The sequence below is a fragment of the Caulobacter sp. S45 genome (genome assembly GCF_903642205.1).
Classification (GTDB): Bacteria; Pseudomonadota; Alphaproteobacteria; order Caulobacterales; family Caulobacteraceae; genus CAHJWH01.
In genome coordinates this window covers 18,881-37,286 of sequence record NZ_CAHJWH010000001.1, presented here as the reverse complement: position 1 = coordinate 37,286, position 18,406 = coordinate 18,881, and the positions used below count along the sequence as shown (strand labels likewise).

Below are 18,406 nucleotides of genomic sequence, written 5' to 3'. Positions count from 1 at the left end.
TGCAAGCCTTTAGCTCAGTTCAGCCGGCGGCGAACCCTCAAGCTCGCCCATTCGGCCGGGCCCGCCGCCAGCCCGCTAAGGGTCTTGGCCTGATGCAGCGCCTCCAGGGCGCCGGTCAGCCGGCCCTGAGCCTCCCGGGCGGTAGCCACGTCGAGCCAGGGACAGGGATCGCCGGGGTCGATCAGCCCGCGCCGGAGCGCCGCCCGCTCGGCGCCCTCATGGTCGCCGGCCCGCATGGCGCGGGCGAAGATCAGACTCTGCAGCCGCAGCACGATCTGCCGGTCGCCGGCCGGCGCCATCAGCGCGTCCAGCCGGTCGCCGACGCCGGGCATCAGGCCCGCGGACAGGGCGCGGCGGGTCAGCTCCGACGGCATCACCACCGCGCCGCCGGAAAACGGGTCGAGCGCCACCGGCCCCTCGCCCGTCTCCACACGCAGCAGGAAGTGGCCGGGAAAGTCGACGCCGGCAAGGGTCAGCCCCGCCCGGCGCCCTGCCTCCAGGTAGATGAGGCCCAGCGCGATCGACAGGCCCCGCCTGCGGTCGCACACCGCGATCAGGTCGGCGTTGGCGGGATCGTGGGGGGTCAACAGGTCTCCTTTGAGCTGAAGGTCGCCGCCCAACGCCTCGCCAAGGGCGTCGTCGGGCCGTTCCCCGACCAGGCGGCGGCGGAGCCTCTCCTGCGCCTCGTCGACCAGGCGTCGGGCGGCGTCGGCGTCACGGGCGCTGTCCTCATGCAGGGCGCAGGACAGGGCCGCCTCGTAGAGGGGGAAGCGGCCGTCCGGCGCGCGCCCCGCCGCCGCCAGCGCGTCTTCGGCCTGCCGCCGGGTCACGGCCATCGACCGGCCTCCCTCGTCCCGAGCGCGTCTCCCCAGGCGTCCGCGACATGCTGCGGAAGCCGGCCCGGCGCGAGCGCCAGGAGATCGAGCCGCACCGAAGGGACCACGCCCGCCGCCCGGGACCGCGCCGCAAGCGCCGAGCCGGCGCGTCGCAGGCGCGCCTGCTGGACGGGGGTGACGGCCTCCAGCGCCGCCTGCAGGGTGCGGCGGCGCTTGACCTCCACCACGGCCAGCACGTCGCGCCTCCGGACGGCGAGATCGACCTCCACACCGGCCAGCTTCATGCGGAAGCCCAGGATGCGATAGCCGTGGGCCATCAGCCAGAAGGCGGCCACCACCTCGGCGGTGCGGCCCTGCGTCCTGGCGCGGCCTCCCCGGTCGCGACGGCGCTGGGGGCGATCGGCCTGCGCCGTCACTCAGGCCTGCCCGGTGTCTGCAGGGACAGGGCGCGGCGGTAGAGCTCGCGTCGCGGCAGGCCGAGCGCGCGCGCCACCTCTCCGGCCGCCTCCGCCGGGGAGAGGCGGCCCAGCGCCTCCACCAGGGCCGTGTCGGCGTCAGCCGCCGAGGCGGCCTCCTCGCGGCCGGGCGCGACCACGATCACGATCTCTCCCTTAGGCGTATCCAGGGTGGGGTCGCTGGCCAGGACGCCCAGCGAGGCGCGCACGAAGGTCTCGAACCGCTTGGTCAGCTCGCGGCAGACCGCAGCCTCACGCGTGGGCCCGAAGACTGCGGCCATGTCGAGGAGGCTGTCGCGCAGGCGCGGGCCCGTCTCATAGAAGACAAGGGTCGCGCGCACCCCCGCCAGCTCGGCGAAGGCCGTCTGGCGGCCGGCGGACCTGGGCGGGGCGAAGCCTGCGAACAGGAACCGGTCGGTGGGCAGGCCCGCCCCGGCCAGGGCGGCCAGCAGGGCCGAGGCGCCCGGAACAGGGATCACGGCGACGCCCTGCTCGCGGGCGGCGGCCACCAGGCGGTAGCCGGGGTCGGAGACCAGCGGCGTGCCGGCGTCGGATACCAGGGCGACCCGGGCGCCGGCCGCCAGCTTCTCTAGCACGGCGGGGCGGACGCGCTCCCCCACATGATCGTCATAGCGCTCCATGCGCTTGGACAGGCCGTAGGCGTTCAGCAGCTTGGCGGTGACCCGGGTGTCCTCGGCCAGCATCAGGTCGCACTGGGTCAGTACGTCCAGCGCCCGCAGGCTCAGGTCCCGCAGGTTTCCGATGGGCGTGGAGACTATGTAGAGCCCCGGCGCGAGAGGCGCGTCCGAGGGCGGCGGGAGTGTCATCGGGCGATAACACCCCGCTTCGGCCGGCTCGCCAAGGCCCTTGCACGCGCCCGCAGGCCTCAGGCCAGCAGCGCGCCGGTGACGCTGTCCAGGAGCAGGCGTCCCGCCCGGGTGGCCCGGATGCGCCCGGCCTCGGCGGCGAGCCAGCCGGCCGCGACGAGCGGCGCCAAGGCGTCGGTGCGACCGAGCTCCGCGATGTCGGCCATCTCCACCCCTTCGGCGATCCGCAGCCCCATCAGGACGCGCTCCTCCAGGACATCGGCGCTCGCCATGGGATCCTTCAGCCGCCAGCCCGCGCCCTCGTTCACGACGCGGTCCATGTAGGCCTGGACACGCGGCTCGGCCTCGGTCGCGGTCCGCCGCCCCTCCAGCACCAGCCGGCCGTGGGCGCCCGGGCCGACGCCGACATAGGACTCGCCCCGCCAGTAGACGAGGTTGTGCCGGGACCGGGCCTCGGCGCCCTGGGCGAAGTTCGAGACCTCGTAGGCCGTGAACCCTGCGCGGCCGAGCGTGTCCACCGTCACGTCGTAGAAGGCCGCGCCGAGCTCGTCCTCGACAGCCGCCAAGGTCCCCCGCTGTGCGGCGCGAGCGAAGGGTGTGCCCGGCTCCAGGGTGAGCTGGTAGGCCGAGACGTGGCTGGCCCCAAGGCTCGCGGCGGCCTGAAGGCTGTGTCTCCAGTCGTCCGGCGTCTGGCCAGGCAGGGCGTAGATCAGGTCTAGCGACACGCGCGGGAAGGCGGCGAGGGCGTGGGCCAGCGCCGCGCCCGCCTGGGCGGCGTCGTGGTCGCGCCTGAGGAAGCTCAGGGCGTGATCGTCGAAGGACTGGACGCCGAGCGAAAGCCGGTTCACGCCGGCCGCGGCGAAGGCCTGGAAGCGGGCGGGATCGGCGTCGGCCGGATTGGCTTCCAGCGTCACTTCCACCGACCCGCGGGCCGTCCACAGGCTTCGGACCGAGCGGATCAGGCGTTCGACGTGCGACGGCCGCATGAGCGAGGGCGTCCCGCCGCCGAAATAGATCGAGACCAGATCAACGCTTCGGCTACTGGAGACCGCGATCAGCGCAGCCTGAGCGAAAAGGTCTGCAGCGATCGCGTCGACCAGCGCCTCGCCTGCGGCGGAACGGCCCCGGTCGCGCACGACATTGAAGTCGCAATAGGGGCAGATGCGTGCGCAGTAGGGCCAGTGGATGTAGACGCCGAGCGGCGCAGGGGCGACCGTCAAAACAGGACCGCCTTGAGCTTGGCGAAGGCCCGGGCGCGATGGCTGACCGCGTGCTTCAGCTCAGGGTCCATCTCACCGAAGGTATGGGCGTGGCCGTCCGGGCGGAAGATGGGATCGTAGCCGAAACCGCGGGTCCCCAGGCCCGGAAAGACCAGGCGGCCGGCGACCTGACCTTCCACTGCCAGCACCGGCCCCTCCGGCCAGGCGACCGCGAGGGCGCAGGTGAACCAGGCCATCGCATCCGCTGCAGCGCCCCGTGCGTCGAGCTCACGATGGACCCGAGCCATGGCCTCGTCAAAGTCGCGCGGTTCGCCGGCCCAGCGGGCCGACAGCACTCCGGGAGCCCCGTTCAGCGCCGCGACCGACAGGCCAGAGTCGTCAGCGATGGCGGGCAGGTGGGCCGCATCCGCAGCGGCGCGGGCCTTCAGCACCGCGTTGCCCATGAAGGTCGCCTCAGTCTCCTCCGGCTCGGGCAGGCCGAGCGTGGCCGCGGCGACCGTTTCATAGCGCGCATCGAGCAGGGCGGCGATCTCCACGGCCTTGCCTGGATTGTGGGTGGCCACCACCAGCCGCGAGCCGGTCTTCAGCGAGAGGGTCATTGCGTCCGCGCCTTCATGGGCTCCTTGCAACAGATGCGGAGCGCCGGGTCCACTCCCCGCGGGGGCCGCAGCTGTCGGATTGTTCATCGACGTGGGCTGGCGCGGCGGGGCCGGGATCGGGCAAGCTGGCGGCGGTGGCCCGCAGCATGGGCGGTGAAGGCGGGACGATGCGCGCTCTGGGGCCTGGGTCTGTATCGAGCTTCCTGAAGGTCGTCGTGGAGGTGATCTATCTCGGGCTCGTCGCCGCCGCCTCCGCCCTCCTGATCGCGGGCCTAACGTCCCTGCTCCTGCAGCCGTTCACGAGCGCCCTGCCGAGGGCCGAGCTGGAGGCCCTGCAGTCCATGGGTCTGGATCCACAGCGGCCGTTGGCCCTGGCCCTGCTGGCGCTGGCGGTCTTCGTGGCGGGGCAGGTGGTGGTGTTCAACCGGCTGCGACGCGTGTTCGGCACGCTCACCCTTGGCGACCCCTTCCATCCGGACAATGTCGCGCGCCTGCGGGTGATCGGGCTGGCGCTCATCGGGCTTGAGCTTATGGGCTATCTGCTGCGCATGACCTTGGCCTTCGTCTTTCCCGGCCGAGTGACGGGCGGCGGCTTGACGCTCAACCTGACAGCCTGGTTCGCCATCTTGGTGGTGTTCGTGCTGGCCGAGGTGTTCCGCGAGGGGGCGCGCCTGCGCCGCGACGCCGAGCTGACCATATGAGCGTGCGCCTTCACCTGGACGCCCTGCTCCATCGCCGGCGGATGTCGCTGGCGGAACTCTCGGATCGGGTGGGGATCAGCCCGGCGAACCTCTCGCTCCTGAAGCTCGGCCAGGCGAGGGCGATCCGCTTCACCACCCTTGCGGCGCTATGCCGGGAGCTGGAGTGCCAGCCGGGGGACCTTCTGACCTATGGGCCCGGAGCAGACCACCTCGAGGACGGGGAGGCGTGAACGCCGCTCATCCGGGCAGCGACAGCGCTGGATCGGCCCCAGCCCCAGGGTCACGGGGCGGCCCCAGCAGGGCGTGTAACGCCTCTTCCGGCGAGAAGCCCGGCTCGACTACCACCAGGCGGTGGTCCGCCAGCGTGCGGTGGCTGGCCAGCACCTGCCGGCGCTTGGGGCAGAGGTCGAAGCACTTGGTCTCCACCACCCTCACCTTGCCCCAGCGTCGGTCCTTCAGCAGCGCCTTCAGCTCCTTGGCCACAGGCTTGCCTGCGCCCTTGAACTTGCGGGCGCACTTGCCGCAGACGAGCACGGTGTCGGAGAACGGGGCCTTGGCGACCTTGAGGCCGCGTGGCCGGACAAGCGGAGCTGCAACCTCTGTCATGTCTGCCTAACGCCGCGGCCTGGAAAGCGATGCGGGCGCCGGCCCGATGCTGAGCCGGATGCGCCATATGCGCGCAAAGGCTAGCCTGCGACCCACCGGCCGATAGGCGAGGGCGAGCGCCACGATGCGGCCCGGCGTCGAAGGCGCACGCACGTCGAACACCTGCTGGCCCAGTTGGCCGTTCCTTGTCCTCAGGTAGGGACCCGGGGCCGGTCCGTAGCCCTGGCGGATCACCGTGACGGCCGGCGGACCCTGCACCACCTGCCAGGCGTAGCCCGTGCCTGGGCGGGTCGACAGGCGAACCTCCAGCACCTGTCCGGCGGCGACGGCCACCTCCGCGCTGTTCTGCGCGTCCGACAGCACGGGTATGGCGGGACCGGGCGGAACCTGGATCATGGTCCCAGCATGGCGCCGCCCGGCCCGCGCGGCTACTGCGGGGTGGGGCTCGGCTCGCCCCGGCGCACCATCAGCCGGTCGAACTCCGCCCAGACGCCTTCGCCGCCCTGCCATTGGCCGGTGGTGGCGGCCTTGGAGTACTCCGTCGAGCGGGCTTCGAAGAAGTTGGCGTGCTCGACCCCGGACAGCAGCGACTGCAGCCAGGGGAGGGGGTTCTCCTCGATCCCGTACACCGTGGGCAGCTCCAGCTGGCGCAGCCGCCAGTCGGCGATGAAGCGGATGTAGCGCTTGATGTCGTGCGGCGTCATGCCCTCGATCTCGCCGGCCTCAAAGGCCAGGTCGATGAACTTGTCCTCCAGCCCCACCACGGTCTTGCAGCAGTCCACGATGTCGGCCGCCACGCTCTTGGTTACCGCGCCGGTCTCCTTGTTGAAGGCGTGGTAGAGCTGGACCATGCCCTCGCAGTGCAGGCTCTCGTCGCGCACCGACCAGGACACGATCTGGCCCATGCCCTTCATCTTGTTGAAGCGCGGGAAGTTCATCAGCATGGCGAAGCTGGCGAACAGCTGCAGCCCCTCGGTGAAGCCGCCGAACATGGCCACCGTGCGGGCGATGTCGCCGTTCGAGCCGATGCCGAACTGCTGCATGTAGTCGTGCTTGGCCTTCATGGCCTCGTATTCCAGGAAGGCGCCGAACTCCGCCTCCGGCATGCCGATGGTCTCCAGCAGCAGGGCGTAGGCGGCGATATGCACCGTCTCCATGTTGGAGAAGGCGCTCAGCATCATCTTCACCTCGGTGGGGCGGAAGACGCGGGCGTAGCGCTCCATGTAGTTGTCGTTCACCTCGATGTCGGACTGGGTGAAGAAGCGGAAGATCTGGGTGAGCAGGTTCCGCTCCCCGTCGTTCAGCCGCGCCGCCCAGTCCTTGCAGTCTTCACCCAGCGGCACCTCCTCCGGCATCCAGTGGACCTGCTGCTGGCGCTTCCAGAAGTCGTAGGCCCAGGGATAGCGGAACGGCTTGTAGGCGTGGGAGGGGGTGAGCAGGCCCGGTGTGGAGATAAGCTGGCTCATCAAGGGCGCCCTTCACGGAATCGAGACGAGGTCATCATAGCGGAGGAACACTGAATGTGGAGGCGATAAGAGCGCCCGTCCACAAGATGTAGTGTCGCTGGGGATAAGTGCGAGTTGGCGCCCGTTATGCATCCGGACAGACGGAAAGCATTTTGATGCGGCGGCGAAGTGTCCTACGTTGCGCCAGAGAAACATGGATAACGCGACGTGAAGAAGCTGGCCACCATACTGGTCGCCGCCGCGACGATCACCGCCGTAGGCGCCGCCATGTCGCTGACCTCCACCGGCCTGGTGTTCGCCCAACCTGGCGTCGCCTCGCACTGAGGCCCGCCACGGCGGGCGCCCGGGTCAGTCTGGCACTGTGACTGTCGCGCCCGCGGCCTCCAGCCGACCCAGCACGCCACGGGGCCCCAGCAGGAAGTTCAGGTCCACCACCGCCACCGACTTGCCGGGCTTGATGAGGGCCGCCTGTACGGTCTGGACTCCCTGGTCCGTGCCGCGGTCCAGCAGCTTCTGCACGCTCGGGATGCGCATCAGGCAGCTGGTGAGCAGGGAGGCCTTGTAGGTCTCGCCCACCGTCTTCAGGTCGCCCTTGGCCCAGGCCTCCGCCATGACGCGGCCGTGGACCGCCTCCTGGTCGATGTCGTCCATGGCCGCATCGAAACAGGCGATGTTGTCGGCCATGGACAGCCTGGACGCGGTGTCCACAAAGGGGTCGAGCCGGAAGTCGCCGACAGATTTCACAGGTACATGGGCGTCCTCGGCCAGGTGCATGACCGTGGTGCCGGGCTTGCCTTCCGACAGCCCCGCGGCCTTGCGGAAGTCGGCGATGAGGAAAAGCCCCGCAATCGCCGGCTTCAGCCGGTCGTAGGTCTGGGCCTTGCCGTGGATGGTGACCATCATGCGGGTGAACCGTTCCTTCTCCCGCGGCGGCAGCACCGTCTCCAGGGTCTGGCCGCCCGCGAGTTCGAGCGGCGCTCTGTTCACCGCCAGTCGCATCAGCTCCATGGGGCTGAGAGAGGGGCGGGGTTCCAGATAGAGCGCGTCGGCGCCGTTCAGCGCGTTCTCCAGCCTCAGGGTGTCCCATTGCAGCATGTGGGGCAGGGGCGTGGCCGCACCCAGGATGAAGACCTGCGCGTCGCCCTTGGTCACCTTCCAGAGCGCCGGCCCCGGCAGGTGCTTGGTCACCACCACCTCACCTGTCGTGGCATCGGCGACGGCGGAACTGGCCCGGCTCCAGGCCAGGGGCGGCTTGGCCGACCAGGGCGAGGACTGCCCGTGGGCCGACGCTGCGGCGCCGACCACCAGGACGCTTACAGCGAGGCTCGCCCAGATGTTGGCGGCCGATCGCCGAAGAGGGTCGCGGACTTCCATGACTGGACATAATGGGACGCGCTCGAGGCGTTTGCGAGGCGCCGACATCCCTCTCACTGGCCTCTCACTGGCCTCTCACTGGCGACATGAAGGCGATGACGTCTATATGGGCGCGACGTCCACCCTGAGGGCGCAGCCAGCCGGAGGTGGCGTGATCGAGGACCCGGCGCAGGCTAGCGACGACGGCCGGCTGGCTTTGGCTGTCGCCCTGACGAGCCTGGCGGGGTTCGTGGACGCCGTGGCCTTCGTGCGCTTTGGTGGCCTCTTCGTCTCCTTCATGAGCGGCAACACGACGGAAATGGCGGCCCTCCCGTCCCAGGGGCGTCTGACCGAGGCGGCGGCGGCGGGTGGAGTTATCGTCCTGTTCGTGATGGGTGCATTCGCCGGGCGACTGCTGGCCCAGTCGGCGGGGGCTTGGCGCAGGCCGGCGCTGCTGAGCGTGGTTGCGGCGCTGCTGGCGACCTCGGCCGTCTCCGTTTCGCCCGACGCCGAAGGTCCGGCGCTGACCTTGGGCGTTGCGGCCCTGGCCTTGGCCATGGGGCTGCAGAACTCCGTCCTGCGCCAGGTGGGCGGCGCCAAGGTCACCCTCACCTACGTCACAGGCACCTTGGTGAACCTCGGTCACGGCTTGGCGGACGCGGTTCTCGGTCAGCGCTCGGTCTGGGGCTCCTACCTGCTGATGTGGCTAGGCCTGGTGAGCGGTGCGGCGCTGGGCGCGCTCGGCGCGACGCGCTTCGGGGCCCTGGCCCTAGTGGCGCCGGCGGCGGCGGCGGCCTTGCTCGCCCTGGTCCTGGGTGGTCTGGTCCGCCGCAAGGGGGTTCGGAGACCTGCATGATTCGCGCCCGCCGCGCCCGCATCGTCGCCACGCTTGGCCCCGCCAGTCGCGCCTCCGAGCGCGTGCTTGAGCTGGCCCAGGCGGGGGCCGACGTCTTCCGCCTGAACTTCAGCCATGGCGTCCACGACGATCATGCCGCCGCGGCGAAGGCGGTGCGCGAGGCTGAAGTCGCAGTGCAGCGCCCGCTCGGCGTGCTGGCCGACCTGCAGGGCCCCAAGCTGAGGCTCGGCGCCTTCAAGGACGGGGCTGTGCTGGTGGAGCCCGGCCAAGCCCTGCGGCTTGACCTCGATCCGGCCCCCGGGGACGCCACGCGGGTGAGCGCGCCGCATCCGGAGCTGTTTGCAGCCATGCGGCCCGGTTCGGTTCTGCTGGTGGACGACGGCAAGGTGCGCCTGCAAGTCAAGGCCATCGGCCCTGGCTTCGCTGACACGGTGGTGATGCAGGGCGTGCGCCTGTCCGACCGCAAGGGCGTGGCCCTGCCAGGCGCCGTCATCCCCATGAGCGCGATGACCGACAAGGACCACAAGGACCTGGCCTTCGCGCTGCGGATCGGGGTGGACTGGGTGGCGCTCTCCTTCGTCCAGCGCGCCGCCGACATGGCGGACCTGCGCAGGCTCGTGCAGGGCCGGGCCGCCGTGCTCGCCAAGATCGAGAAGCCCGCGGCGCTCGACCAGATCGAGGAGATCTTGGACTTCTGCGACGGGGTGATGGTCGCCCGCGGCGACCTCGGCGTGGAGCTGGAGCCGGAGGAGGTGCCGGTGGCGCAGAAGACCCTGCTCCGCGCGGCCCGCGCCCGGGGCGTGCCGGTGATCGTCGCCACCCAGATGCTCGAATCGATGATCACCTCGGGGACACCGACTCGGGCGGAGGCCACCGACGTGGCCAACGCCACCTACGAAGGCGCCGACGCCCTGATGCTGTCGGCGGAGACCGCGTCGGGCGCCTATCCGCTGGAGGCGGTGTCGATGATGAGCCGCATCATCGCCCGGGTGGAGCGCGACCCCCGCTGGCCCGAGCTGATGGGTGCCGAGCGCCACGACGCCGAGGACGACGCCGACGCCCTGGTCATGGCGGCGCGGCGCGCTGCGGAGGCGGCCTCCACCGCCTGTCTGGTCGCCTTCACCGCCACTGGCGCCACAGCCCGGCGGCTGGCCCGGGAGCGTCCGCTTCAGCCGGTGGTGGCGCTCACGCCCGACCTGAAGGTGGCGCGGCGGCTGGCCCTCGTCTGGGGGCTGGAGCCGCGGGTGGCCAAGGACCCCCGCGACGTGGACGAGATGACGGCCGAAGCGGTGGAGGTGGTCGGCCAGCTGGGCCTCGCCAGGCCGGGCGAACGCATCCTGATCCTGGCCGGGGTCCCCTTCGGCGCGCCCGGCTCGGCCAACCTGCTGCGCTTCGCCCATGCGGCGCTTTAGGGTGTCCGACCCGCCGTCCTGCGCCCGTCATCCTCGGGCCTGTCCCGAGGATCGAGCCGTCCGCCTGCTGGACGCCGGCGCGCCTTGGGCGTTGAGCTTGCCGCCGGCCTGGGTCCTCGGGACTAGCCTGAGGATGACGGAAGGAGGAGCTGACCATCACTGATCCCTTCTTCGCCCTGGACTGGGGCACCACCAACCTGCGCGCCTGGGTGGTCGGCGCCGATGGTCGCCCCACCGCCCACCAGGAGTTCGCCTTGGGCGTCTCGCGGCTGGGCCCCGGCGAGGCCGCGGTGCGCTTCCGTGACGAGGTCCGCCCGGCGCTCGGCGCAGAGGGATTGCCGACGCTGATCACCGGCATGGCCGGCTCCAACATCGGCTGGCTGGAGGTTCCCTATGCCGACTGTCCCGCCGACGCCCGGGCGCTGGCGCGAGGCGTCGTCGCCGTGCCTGGAGAAGCGCCCTTCGTCGGCATCACGCCCGGGCTGCGCGGACCCGGCGTCTACGGCCCCGACGTCATGCGCGGCGAGGAGACCCAGCTGATCGGCTGGCTGGCCCAGGACCCCGCCCGCCGCCAGGGCGCTCAGGTGATCTGCCATCCCGGCACCCATGCCAAGTGGGTGCTGGCGGTGGACGGCCGCATCGAGCGCTTCGTCACCGCCATGACCGGCGAGCTGTTCGCCCTGCTGACCCAGCACAGCGTGCTGAAGGGTGGGGAGGGAGACGCCGACGGCCCGGCCTTCGATGACGGCCTGAAGGCGGCCGGCGACGGCGCCGCCCTGGCCGCCCGCCTGTTCACCGCCCGCTCCCGCGTCGTAGGCGGCGGCGGGTTGGTGGCGGCGGACGTGCGCGCCTATCTTTCCGGCCTGCTGATCGGCGCGGATGTGGCCTCCAGCCCGCCGCTGCTAGACGCGCCCGCCGACGCGACGGTGTCCATCGTCGGCGACTCCAAGCTTTGTGCGCAGTATCAGCGGGCCCTGGCGCATCGGGGGATCGAGGCCCGCGTTCACGACGGTGAAGGGGCGGTGCTGAGCGGGCTCGTGGCCCTCTTCCACGCCGTCATGCGACAGGAGCCGCACCGATGATGGACCTCAAGGCGGCGCTGGGCGAGGTCCCGATCATCGCCATCATCCGCGGCGTCACGCCGGACGAGGTGGAGACCGTGGCCGAGGCTCTGATCTCCGCCGGCGTGCGCGTGATCGAGGTCCCCATGAACTCGCCCGACCCCCTGACGAGCATCCGCCGCCTGGCCCGCTTCAGCGACCGGGTGGTGCACGGGGCGGGCACGGTGCTGAGCGCGGAGATGGTGGATCAGGTCGTCGAGGCTGGCGGCCGCATCATCGTGGCCCCCAACACCGACGCGGGGGTGATACGCCGCTCCTTGCAGCGCGGCTTGGCGCCCATGCCCGGGTTCGGCACCGCCACCGAGGCGTTCGAGGCCTACGCCGCCGGCGCGCGTTACCTGAAGCTCTATCCGGCTTCGAGCTATGGCGTCGCTCACGTGAAGGCCATGCTCGACGTGCTGCCCAAGGACGTCGTCGTCCAACCCGTCGGCGGGGTGAAGCCCGAGCAGATGGCCGACTGGTGGGCCGCAGGCGCGCGGGGCTTCGGCATGGGCGGGGACCTGTTCAAGCCCGGCTTCACGCCGGACGAGGTGCATGTGCGCGCCGTCGCGGCGGTGGCCGCCGTGCGGGCGCTGCGGCCGGACGTGGCCGAAACGAACCCGTGACCCGGTCTTGAAGGGATGGGGTTGCCTGGCGAGCTACCCTCGCGTTCGCCTCAGGATAAGGCGGATTGAGAGAGCGTAGAAGCGACAGTCCGCAGCTTCGTCGAAGACGTCGAGTTTAGGGGGGCGCATAGATAGGTCCAGGCCGGCATAGGCGCGTCCGCCAGCAACGCCGCCTCTCGTGAGGGGCGTCGCGCCGCCGCGTAGCGCCGCGCCGCGGGCGCGGAACGGCTCTGCATCAAGGTGTCGGGGCGGGCGACCACGGCGATGGGGGTTGTTCGGGCGATGTCGGTCCAGCCCCGCCAGCGATGGAAGCTCGCCAGGTTGTCGCTGCCCATGATCCAGACGAACTTGACCCCGGGAAAGCGCGCCTTCAGCCGGTTTAGCGTGTCCACGGTATAGGCCGAGCCCAGCCGCGCCTCCGCATCCGAGACGATCATGCGCGGGTTCGATCCGGCCATCCGGCGCGCGCCGGCCATGCGCTCGGCCAGCGAAGCGGTGTCGCGGCCGGACTTCAGCGGGTTCTGAGGCGAGACCAGCCAGATCATCCGGTCCAAGTGCAGCCGCCGCATCGCGGTCTGCGCCACGTGGGCGTGGCCGGCATGGGCCGGGTTGAACGAGCCGCCGAACAGCCCCACCCGCATCCCGCGCTCCAGGTGGAAGCCGAGCCTGAGGTCGGCGGGAACGCCGCCCACCGGCCGTCGCCGCGCCGGACCCGCCAACCACATCAGCCGGCCACTGCGCTCAGGGCCGCCAGGATGCGGCGCCTGCCTCGGCCGGCTCGTCGTCACCCCGCGGCGGCCGGATGCGGGCAAGCGCGGCGCGCAGCAGCTCGGTCACACCCTCGCCCGAGACGCCGGAGACCTGCAGCGGCCGAACGCCTGAGGCCACCGCAAGCGCCTCCAGCCGCTCGTTCCGTGTGTCAGGATCGAGCGCGTCCACCTTGTTCAGGGCGAGCACTTCCGGCTTGTCCGCCAGGCCCTCGTCATAGGCTTCCAGCTCGTGGCGGATTTGGGTATAGGCCTCGCCCACCTTCTCCTGCGTCCCGTCCACCAGGTGGATGAGCACCTTGCAGCGCTCCACATGGCCCAGGAATCGCGTGCCTAGGCCTGCTCCTTCGGAAGCCCCCTCGATCAGGCCAGGGATGTCGGCAATGACGAAGCGTTCCTGGCTCGACAGGTCCACGACGCCGAGGTTCGGCGTGAGCGTGGTGAAGGGATAGTCGGCGATCTTGGGCTTGGCGGCCGAGACCGCGGCCAGGAAGGTGGACTTGCCGGCGTTGGGCAGGCCCACCAGGCCGGCGTCGGCGATCAGCTTGAGCCGCAGCCACAACCAGCGCTCCTGGCCCTCCTGGCCGGGCATGGCGAAGCGCGGCGCCTGGTTGATCGGGCCCTTGAAGTGCACGTTGCCGAAGCCGCCGTTGCCGCCCCGGGCCAGCTGCAGCCGCGCGCCGACCTCGTCCAGGTCGGCGATCAGGGTCTCCTGGTCGTCCTCCAGCACCTGGGTGCCGACGGGGACCTTCAGCACCACGTCCTCGCCGGAGAGGCCGCTCCGCTGGCGGCCCATGCCGTGCACGCCGGTTCCGGCCTTGAAGTGCTGCTTGTAGCGGTAGTCGATCAGGGTGTTCAGCCCCTCCACCGCCTCGATCCACACGTCCCCGCCCCGCCCGCCATCGCCGCCATCGGGGCCGCCGTACTCGATGAACTTCTCCCGCCGAAACGAGATCGAGCCGCCCCCGCCGTCGCCGGAGCGGATGAAGATCTTGCACTGGTCGAGGAACTTCATGGGCGCGGCCGGGACGGGGATAGCCGTCCTAGTTAGGCGCAAGCTCCACGATGCGCCAGCATCGCAAGCGCGCGCTTGTCAAAATTTGGCAAGATGATACCGTTCGGCTATGGCGACGATGAACATCTCCCTGCCCGAGGCCATGAAGGGCTTCGTCGACGAGCAAGTGGCGAGCGGCCATTACGGCACCAGCAGCGAATACGTGCGCGACCTGATCCGCACAGATCAGCAGATGAAGACGTTCCGCGAGCTGATCCTGGACGGACTGCGCTCTCCGGTCGAGGGTCCGGCCGACCCCGCCTTCTTTGAGGACTTGCGCGAGCGTGTTCGCCGTCGTGCACGGGGAGGATGACGGCCCGGCCGATCGTCCGCCGCGCCCGAGCCAGGATCGATATCCAGACGGCCGCCGAATACTATCTGGACGAGGCGGGTGAAGCGGTCGCCATGGCGTTCCTGGACGCCGTGGAGGCCGCTTTCGGCGCCATCGCCGCCCACCCGGGCGCAGGCTCCCCGAGGTACGCCCACGCGCTGTCGCTGCCGGGTCTGCGCAGCCATGCGCTGGCCACGTATCCTTACCTCGTCTTCTATGTAGAACGGGTGGAGCAGATCGACGTCTTGCGCGTGCTGCACGCCAAGCGGGACATTCCAGGCTTGATCGGCGACATGGAAGAGGCATGAGAAAACGCCACTTCTGCTCACATGCGGATCTGGCGAGTAGAGGCCGGGCGCCCTTTCAGCTCCAGACTTGGGTTCGACGCAGCCGCAGGCCAAGTCTCGTTCAAACGGGACGCGCCCGAGCACGGTGGCCCCCATGTCCGCTTGTTGGAGCAACCTCAATGCGGAAGAACGACCCAAGGCGGACACTCCTCGGTCAAAGCTATTGCGCGCAGCTGCAATTTTGAAAGCTCGGTGGCCAGCCCTAGCCAGTGCGGCTGCTGATGGTCTGGGTAAGCTGCCAATCCTATCTTCATTTTGGTGGGGGCGGCGCAGGAGCAGAGCAAGGAAACGCGGTCGTTAGTCCCGCGATGATACCGTAGGTCGCGCTTTCATGTAGTGAACCCGGCTCTCGATGGAACTCTGATAGGGCAGCCTTCTCCATACCGTCGCCAACGTTCGCTGGTGGGCAAATCCATGGTGGTTCGGTGCCGTGCGGGTACCCCGCATTGCGTTCCTGTTCTTCATGGAGTTCCATCATCACATCAATCACGCCACTGAAGTAATTGAGGCAAGCGACCCGCGCGTCCTGTTGTGAACTCTCACATGCCTGAACGAAGTCCGCCCCCCTTGCCAGGGGCCGATCAACTCCTGCCATGCCAAGCGCCGCAGCGAAAACTAGCGAGATCACGGTCGAACTCCTTCGCGGCAACCTTAGGAGCAACAGGCCCAGTAGAGTGCACCGGGCCTGACACTCACTGAGAACGCAGTAAGAGATAAATCAGGGCAGCGAACTGCACAATCGCAGCCACGTCGATAGTGATGCGAACATCAAGAGTGATTTTGGGCACGAGCGCCACTCCAGATTAGGGAGTGTGGTTGGCGATGCCACGGTGCGCCAGACCTACAAGAGGTCTCGCCGACTGAGTGAGCAATCGTACTCGCCGAGCTGAGGGAGCAGCTCGTCACTCGCATCGCGATTGTTGGGAGTCGCGAAGTACACCTTCATCTTTTTTTCTCCCAAAGAGGCTACGTCACAAGCGGCGCTGCAACGGTGAATGCAAAAGTGCCCACTGGGTGCCTGCTGGCCTCGCCTTCAGCCGCCACCCCGCAGGTAAGGTCCGCGATGGGTGTAACCTCGCGGCAGCCATCCACCCTCAGCCCGCCTTGAGAACGTCTGCTTCCCGGCCTCATCCCCGACCGAAGCGCCTAACCCTCAGGCGCCCTCCGCCTCCTCCGCCGCCGCCTCCAGCCGCTCCACCGACACCACCCGCTCACCTTCCGCCGTCCGGAAGATCGTCACCCCCTGCGTGTTCCGCGCCGCGATGCGCACGGCGTCCACGCGGGTGCGGATCAGCTGGCCGCCGTCGGTGACGAGCAGCAGCTCGTCGCTCTCCTCGATGGGGAAGCTGGCGGCGAGCTTGCCGCCTCGGGCCAGGTTGTGGGCGATCAGGCCCTGGCCGCCTCGGCCTGTCAGGCGGTAGTCGTAGGCCGAGGTGCGCTTGCCGTAGCCGTTGTCGGTGACGGTGAGGATGAACTGCTCCGCCGCGCCCAACTGGATGTAGCGCTCCTCAGACAGGTCGGCCTCGGCGACGACGTCCTCTTCCGCCTCGATCTCGGCGGCCTCCTCCTCAATGCCTTCCGCGGCGTCGGCATCGCCGATGGCGGCGCGGGCGGTGGCGGCGCGGCGCAGATAGGCGGTGCGCTCGGCCGGGCCGGCCTCCACGTGGCGCAGGATGGCCATGGAGATCACCTCGTCGCCGGACGCCAGACGCACGCCGCGCACCCCTGTGGACTCGCGGCTTTGGAACACGCGCACGTCGCTGACCGCGAAGCGGATGCAGCGGCCGCCGGCGGTGGTCAGCAGCACGTCCTGGTCCTCGGTGCAGAGCTGGACGCCTAGGATATGCTCCCCCTCGCCCAGCTTCATGGCGATCTTGCCGGCGCGGTTCACCTGGACGAAGTCGCTAAGCTTGTTCCTGCGCACGTCGCCAGACGAGGTGGCGAACATCACGTCCAGCTTCTCCCACGCCGCCTCGTCTTCGGGCAGGGGCAGGACGGTGGTGATGCGGTCGCCCTGCTCCAGGGGCAGCAGGTTGATGAAGGCCTTGCCGCGGGCGTTGGCCAGCGCGTTGGGCAGCTTCCAGACCTTGAGCTTGTAGACCTTGCCGGCGGAGGAGAAGAACAGCACCGGCGCGTGGGTGGAGGCGGAGAAGATGCGGGTGACCGCGTCCTCGTCCTTCATGGCCATGCCGGACTTGCCCTTGCCGCCCCGGTGCTGGGTCCGGTAGGCCGATAAAGCCGTGCGCTTGACGTAGCCGCCGTGGGTGACGGTGACCACCATCTCCTCGCGCGGGATCAGGTCCTCGTCCTCGACGTCGGCGTCGCCTTCGACGATGGCGGTGCGGCGGGGGATGGCGAAGGCGTCGCGGACGGCGACCAACTCTTCGCGCACGATGCCCATGATCCGCTCGCGCGAACCCAGGATCGCCAGATGGCCGGCGATGGCGTCGGCGAGGCTGCGCGCCTCGCCGAAGATCTCGTCGCGGCCGAGGCCGGTCAGGCGGGACAGGGTCAGGGCCAGGATGGCGCGGGCCTGCTCATCGGAGAGGCGGATCAGGCCGCCCTCCAGCACCACGGTGCGAGGATCCTGGATCAGGCCGATCAGCTCGATCATGTCGCCAACGGGCCAGTTCTTGCCGCAAAGCCGCTCGCGCGCCTCGTTGGCGTTGGCGGAACTGCGGATCAGGGCGATCACCTCGTCGATATTGGCGACCGCGATCGCCAGCCCCACCAGCACGTGGCCGCGGTTGCGGGCCTTGGACAGCTCGAACTTGGTGCGGCGGACCACGACCTCCTCGCGGAACTCCAGGAACAGGTCGAGCAGCTTGCGCAGCCCCATCTGCTCCGGCTTGCCGCGGTTCAGGGCCAGCATGTTGACCCCGAAGGAGGTCTGCAGCGGCGTGAAGCGGTAGAGCTGGTTCAGGGTGACGTCGGAGGAGGCGTCGCGCTTCAGCTCGATCACCACCCGCATCCCGTCGCGGTCGCTCTCGTCGCGCAGGTCGCTGACGCCCTCGATCCTCTTCTCCCGGACCAGTTCGGCGATCTTCTCCACCATGGCGGCCTTGTTCACCTGGAAGGGGATTTCGGTGATGATGATGGCTTCTCGGTCGCGTCGGGTGGTCTCGATGGCGGCCTTGCCGCGCATGACCACGGGGCCGCGCCCGGTCATCAGCGCCTGGCGCGCACCGGAGCGGCCGATGATCTCGCCCCCGGTGGGGAAGTCCGGCCCCGGCACGATCTCCAGCAGGCGCTCCAGGTCGGTGGTGGGGTCGTCGATCAGGGCCAGGCAGGCGTCGACGATCTCGCCCAGGTTATGCGGCGGGATGTTGGTGGCCATGCCGACCGCGATCCCGCCGGCGCCATTGACCAGCAGGTTGGGCACCCGCGCCGGCAGCACCACGGGCTCGTGCTCGGCGCCGTCGTAGTTGTCCTGGAAGTCGACGGTGTCCTTGTCGATGTCGGCCAGCAGCGCCTCGGCGCCCTTGGTCATGCGGCACTCGGTGTAGCGCATGGCCGCCGGCGGATCGTTGTCCACCGAGCCGAAGTTGCCCTGTCCGTCGATCAGCACCAGCCCCATGGAGAAGGGCTGGGCCATGCGCACCAGGGCGTCATAGACCGACTGGTCGCCGTGCGGGTGGTACTTGCCGATCACGTCGCCCACCACGCGGGCGCACTTCCGGTACGGCCCCGTAGAGGTGAAGCTGTTCTCGCTCATGGAGAACAGGATGCGCCGGTGCACCGGCTTCAGCCCATCACGCGCGTCCGGCAGGGCCCGGCTCACGATCACGCTCATGGCGTAGTCGAGATAGGAGCGCTTCATCTCCGCCTCGATAGCGATGGGGGAGACGTG

21 protein-coding genes are annotated in these 18,406 nt (G+C 69.8%); 8 read left to right on the top strand and 13 right to left on the bottom strand.

The genetic code is table 11. From position 1 onward, the window contains the following. Positions 1 to 14: 14 nt before the first annotated feature. From HUV06_RS00205 to rdgB, 5 genes are read right to left on the bottom strand one after another with little or no spacing between them, the layout of a single operon-like run. Positions 15 to 830, bottom strand: coding sequence for a SirB1 family protein (locus tag HUV06_RS00205; protein ID WP_174299289.1), 816 nt, complete (start codon positions 828 to 830; stop codon positions 15 to 17). Beyond that, positions 827 to 1,252, bottom strand: a complete 426-nt coding sequence (locus HUV06_RS00200; RefSeq protein WP_174299250.1) for a YraN family protein — start codon at positions 1,250 to 1,252, stop codon at positions 827 to 829. Before HUV06_RS00200 ends, HUV06_RS00205 begins: the two co-directional genes overlap by 4 nt. Next, positions 1,249 to 2,118 carry a 16S rRNA (cytidine(1402)-2'-O)-methyltransferase gene (rsmI, locus tag HUV06_RS00195; protein ID WP_174299249.1) on the bottom strand — a complete coding sequence of 290 codons (870 nt, stop codon included), beginning with the start codon at positions 2,116 to 2,118 and terminating at the stop codon, positions 1,249 to 1,251. The genes HUV06_RS00200 and rsmI overlap by 4 nt, the downstream gene beginning before the upstream one ends. Before the next feature lie 59 nt (positions 2,119 to 2,177). Then, positions 2,178 to 3,338, bottom strand: coding sequence for a radical SAM family heme chaperone HemW (gene hemW / locus HUV06_RS00190; RefSeq protein WP_174299248.1), 1,161 nt, complete (start codon positions 3,336 to 3,338; stop codon positions 2,178 to 2,180). Continuing rightward, positions 3,335 to 3,937, bottom strand: a complete 603-nt coding sequence (rdgB, locus tag HUV06_RS00185) for an RdgB/HAM1 family non-canonical purine NTP pyrophosphatase (RefSeq protein WP_174299247.1) — start codon at positions 3,935 to 3,937, stop codon at positions 3,335 to 3,337. The genes hemW and rdgB overlap by 4 nt, the downstream gene beginning before the upstream one ends. Positions 3,938 to 4,104: 167 nt before the next feature. On the opposite strand from rdgB, the gene HUV06_RS00180 reads away from it, so the two are divergent. Next, on the top strand, positions 4,105 to 4,638 hold the full coding sequence (locus HUV06_RS00180) for a DUF2975 domain-containing protein (RefSeq protein ID WP_174299246.1): 534 nt from the start codon (positions 4,105 to 4,107) through the stop codon (positions 4,636 to 4,638). Further along, positions 4,635 to 4,868 carry a helix-turn-helix transcriptional regulator gene (locus tag HUV06_RS00175; RefSeq protein WP_174299245.1) on the top strand — a complete coding sequence of 78 codons (234 nt, stop codon included), beginning with the start codon at positions 4,635 to 4,637 and terminating at the stop codon, positions 4,866 to 4,868. The genes HUV06_RS00180 and HUV06_RS00175 overlap by 4 nt, the downstream gene beginning before the upstream one ends. 7 nt (positions 4,869 to 4,875) lie before the next feature. Here the strand turns inward: HUV06_RS00175 and HUV06_RS00170 are convergent, their stop codons facing one another. The 4 genes from HUV06_RS00170 to HUV06_RS00155 all read right to left on the bottom strand — a co-directional run bounded on the left by HUV06_RS00170 (position 4,876) and on the right by HUV06_RS00155 (position 8,084). Next, on the bottom strand, positions 4,876 to 5,244 hold the full coding sequence (locus tag HUV06_RS00170; protein ID WP_174299244.1) for a (2Fe-2S) ferredoxin domain-containing protein: 369 nt from the start codon (positions 5,242 to 5,244) through the stop codon (positions 4,876 to 4,878). Positions 5,245 to 5,250: 6 nt separating this feature from the next. Continuing rightward, positions 5,251 to 5,640 carry a protease inhibitor I42 family protein gene (locus HUV06_RS00165; protein ID WP_174299243.1) on the bottom strand — a complete coding sequence of 130 codons (390 nt, stop codon included), beginning with the start codon at positions 5,638 to 5,640 and terminating at the stop codon, positions 5,251 to 5,253. Positions 5,641 to 5,672: 32 nt separating this feature from the next. Next, entirely contained in the window at positions 5,673 to 6,710 is a 1,038-nt protein-coding gene (locus tag HUV06_RS00160; protein ID WP_174299242.1) for a ribonucleotide-diphosphate reductase subunit beta, read from the bottom strand. A gap of 348 nt (positions 6,711 to 7,058) precedes the next feature. After that, positions 7,059 to 8,084: a TraB/GumN family protein gene (locus tag HUV06_RS00155; protein ID WP_174299241.1), complete on the bottom strand. Its 1,026-nt coding sequence runs from the start codon at positions 8,082 to 8,084 to the stop codon at positions 7,059 to 7,061. 151 nt (positions 8,085 to 8,235) lie between these two features. Here HUV06_RS00155 and HUV06_RS00150 point away from each other — a divergent pair, with 151 nt between their 5' ends. The 4 genes from HUV06_RS00150 (at position 8,236) to HUV06_RS00135 (ending at position 12,057) form a co-directional block, all read left to right on the top strand. Continuing rightward, positions 8,236 to 8,919, top strand: coding sequence for a YoaK family protein (locus tag HUV06_RS00150; RefSeq protein WP_174299240.1), 684 nt, complete (start codon positions 8,236 to 8,238; stop codon positions 8,917 to 8,919). Next, positions 8,916 to 10,331, top strand: a complete 1,416-nt coding sequence (gene pyk, locus HUV06_RS00145; RefSeq protein WP_174299239.1) for a pyruvate kinase — start codon at positions 8,916 to 8,918, stop codon at positions 10,329 to 10,331. Before HUV06_RS00150 ends, pyk begins: the two co-directional genes overlap by 4 nt. A 149-nt stretch (positions 10,332 to 10,480) precedes the next feature. Next, positions 10,481 to 11,413, top strand: coding sequence for a 2-dehydro-3-deoxygalactonokinase (locus HUV06_RS00140; RefSeq protein WP_371810926.1), 933 nt, complete (start codon positions 10,481 to 10,483; stop codon positions 11,411 to 11,413). Beyond that, on the top strand, positions 11,410 to 12,057 hold the full coding sequence (locus tag HUV06_RS00135; protein ID WP_174299237.1) for a 2-dehydro-3-deoxy-6-phosphogalactonate aldolase: 648 nt from the start codon (positions 11,410 to 11,412) through the stop codon (positions 12,055 to 12,057). The genes HUV06_RS00140 and HUV06_RS00135 overlap by 4 nt, the downstream gene beginning before the upstream one ends. A 50-nt stretch (positions 12,058 to 12,107) precedes the next feature. Here HUV06_RS00135 and HUV06_RS00130 read toward each other — a convergent pair whose 3' ends face one another. Both HUV06_RS00130 and obgE read right to left on the bottom strand, forming a co-directional pair. After that, positions 12,108 to 12,782: a nicotinate-nucleotide adenylyltransferase gene (locus tag HUV06_RS00130; protein ID WP_174299236.1), complete on the bottom strand. Its 675-nt coding sequence runs from the start codon at positions 12,780 to 12,782 to the stop codon at positions 12,108 to 12,110. 16 nt (positions 12,783 to 12,798) lie between these two features. Further along, positions 12,799 to 13,839 carry a GTPase ObgE gene (gene obgE, locus HUV06_RS00125; protein ID WP_174299235.1) on the bottom strand — a complete coding sequence of 347 codons (1,041 nt, stop codon included), beginning with the start codon at positions 13,837 to 13,839 and terminating at the stop codon, positions 12,799 to 12,801. Positions 13,840 to 13,948: 109 nt separating this feature from the next. Between obgE and HUV06_RS00120 the strand changes: the two genes are divergently transcribed. Together HUV06_RS00120 and HUV06_RS00115 are read left to right on the top strand one after the other, a co-directional pair. Continuing rightward, positions 13,949 to 14,191, top strand: a complete 243-nt coding sequence (locus tag HUV06_RS00120; RefSeq protein WP_174299234.1) for a type II toxin-antitoxin system ParD family antitoxin — start codon at positions 13,949 to 13,951, stop codon at positions 14,189 to 14,191. Further along, positions 14,188 to 14,517, top strand: a complete 330-nt coding sequence (locus HUV06_RS00115; RefSeq protein WP_174299233.1) for a type II toxin-antitoxin system RelE/ParE family toxin — start codon at positions 14,188 to 14,190, stop codon at positions 14,515 to 14,517. The genes HUV06_RS00120 and HUV06_RS00115 overlap by 4 nt, the downstream gene beginning before the upstream one ends. 289 nt (positions 14,518 to 14,806) lie before the next feature. Here the strand turns inward: HUV06_RS00115 and HUV06_RS16540 are convergent, their stop codons facing one another. Continuing rightward, positions 14,807 to 15,151, bottom strand: coding sequence for a Rap1a/Tai family immunity protein (locus HUV06_RS16540; protein WP_371810925.1), 345 nt, complete (start codon positions 15,149 to 15,151; stop codon positions 14,807 to 14,809). Positions 15,152 to 15,709: 558 nt separating this feature from the next. Continuing rightward, entirely contained in the window at positions 15,710 to 18,376 is a 2,667-nt protein-coding gene (gene gyrA / locus HUV06_RS00110) for a DNA gyrase subunit A (RefSeq protein WP_217433571.1), read from the bottom strand. Between the last annotated feature and the right edge of the window lie 30 nt (positions 18,377 to 18,406).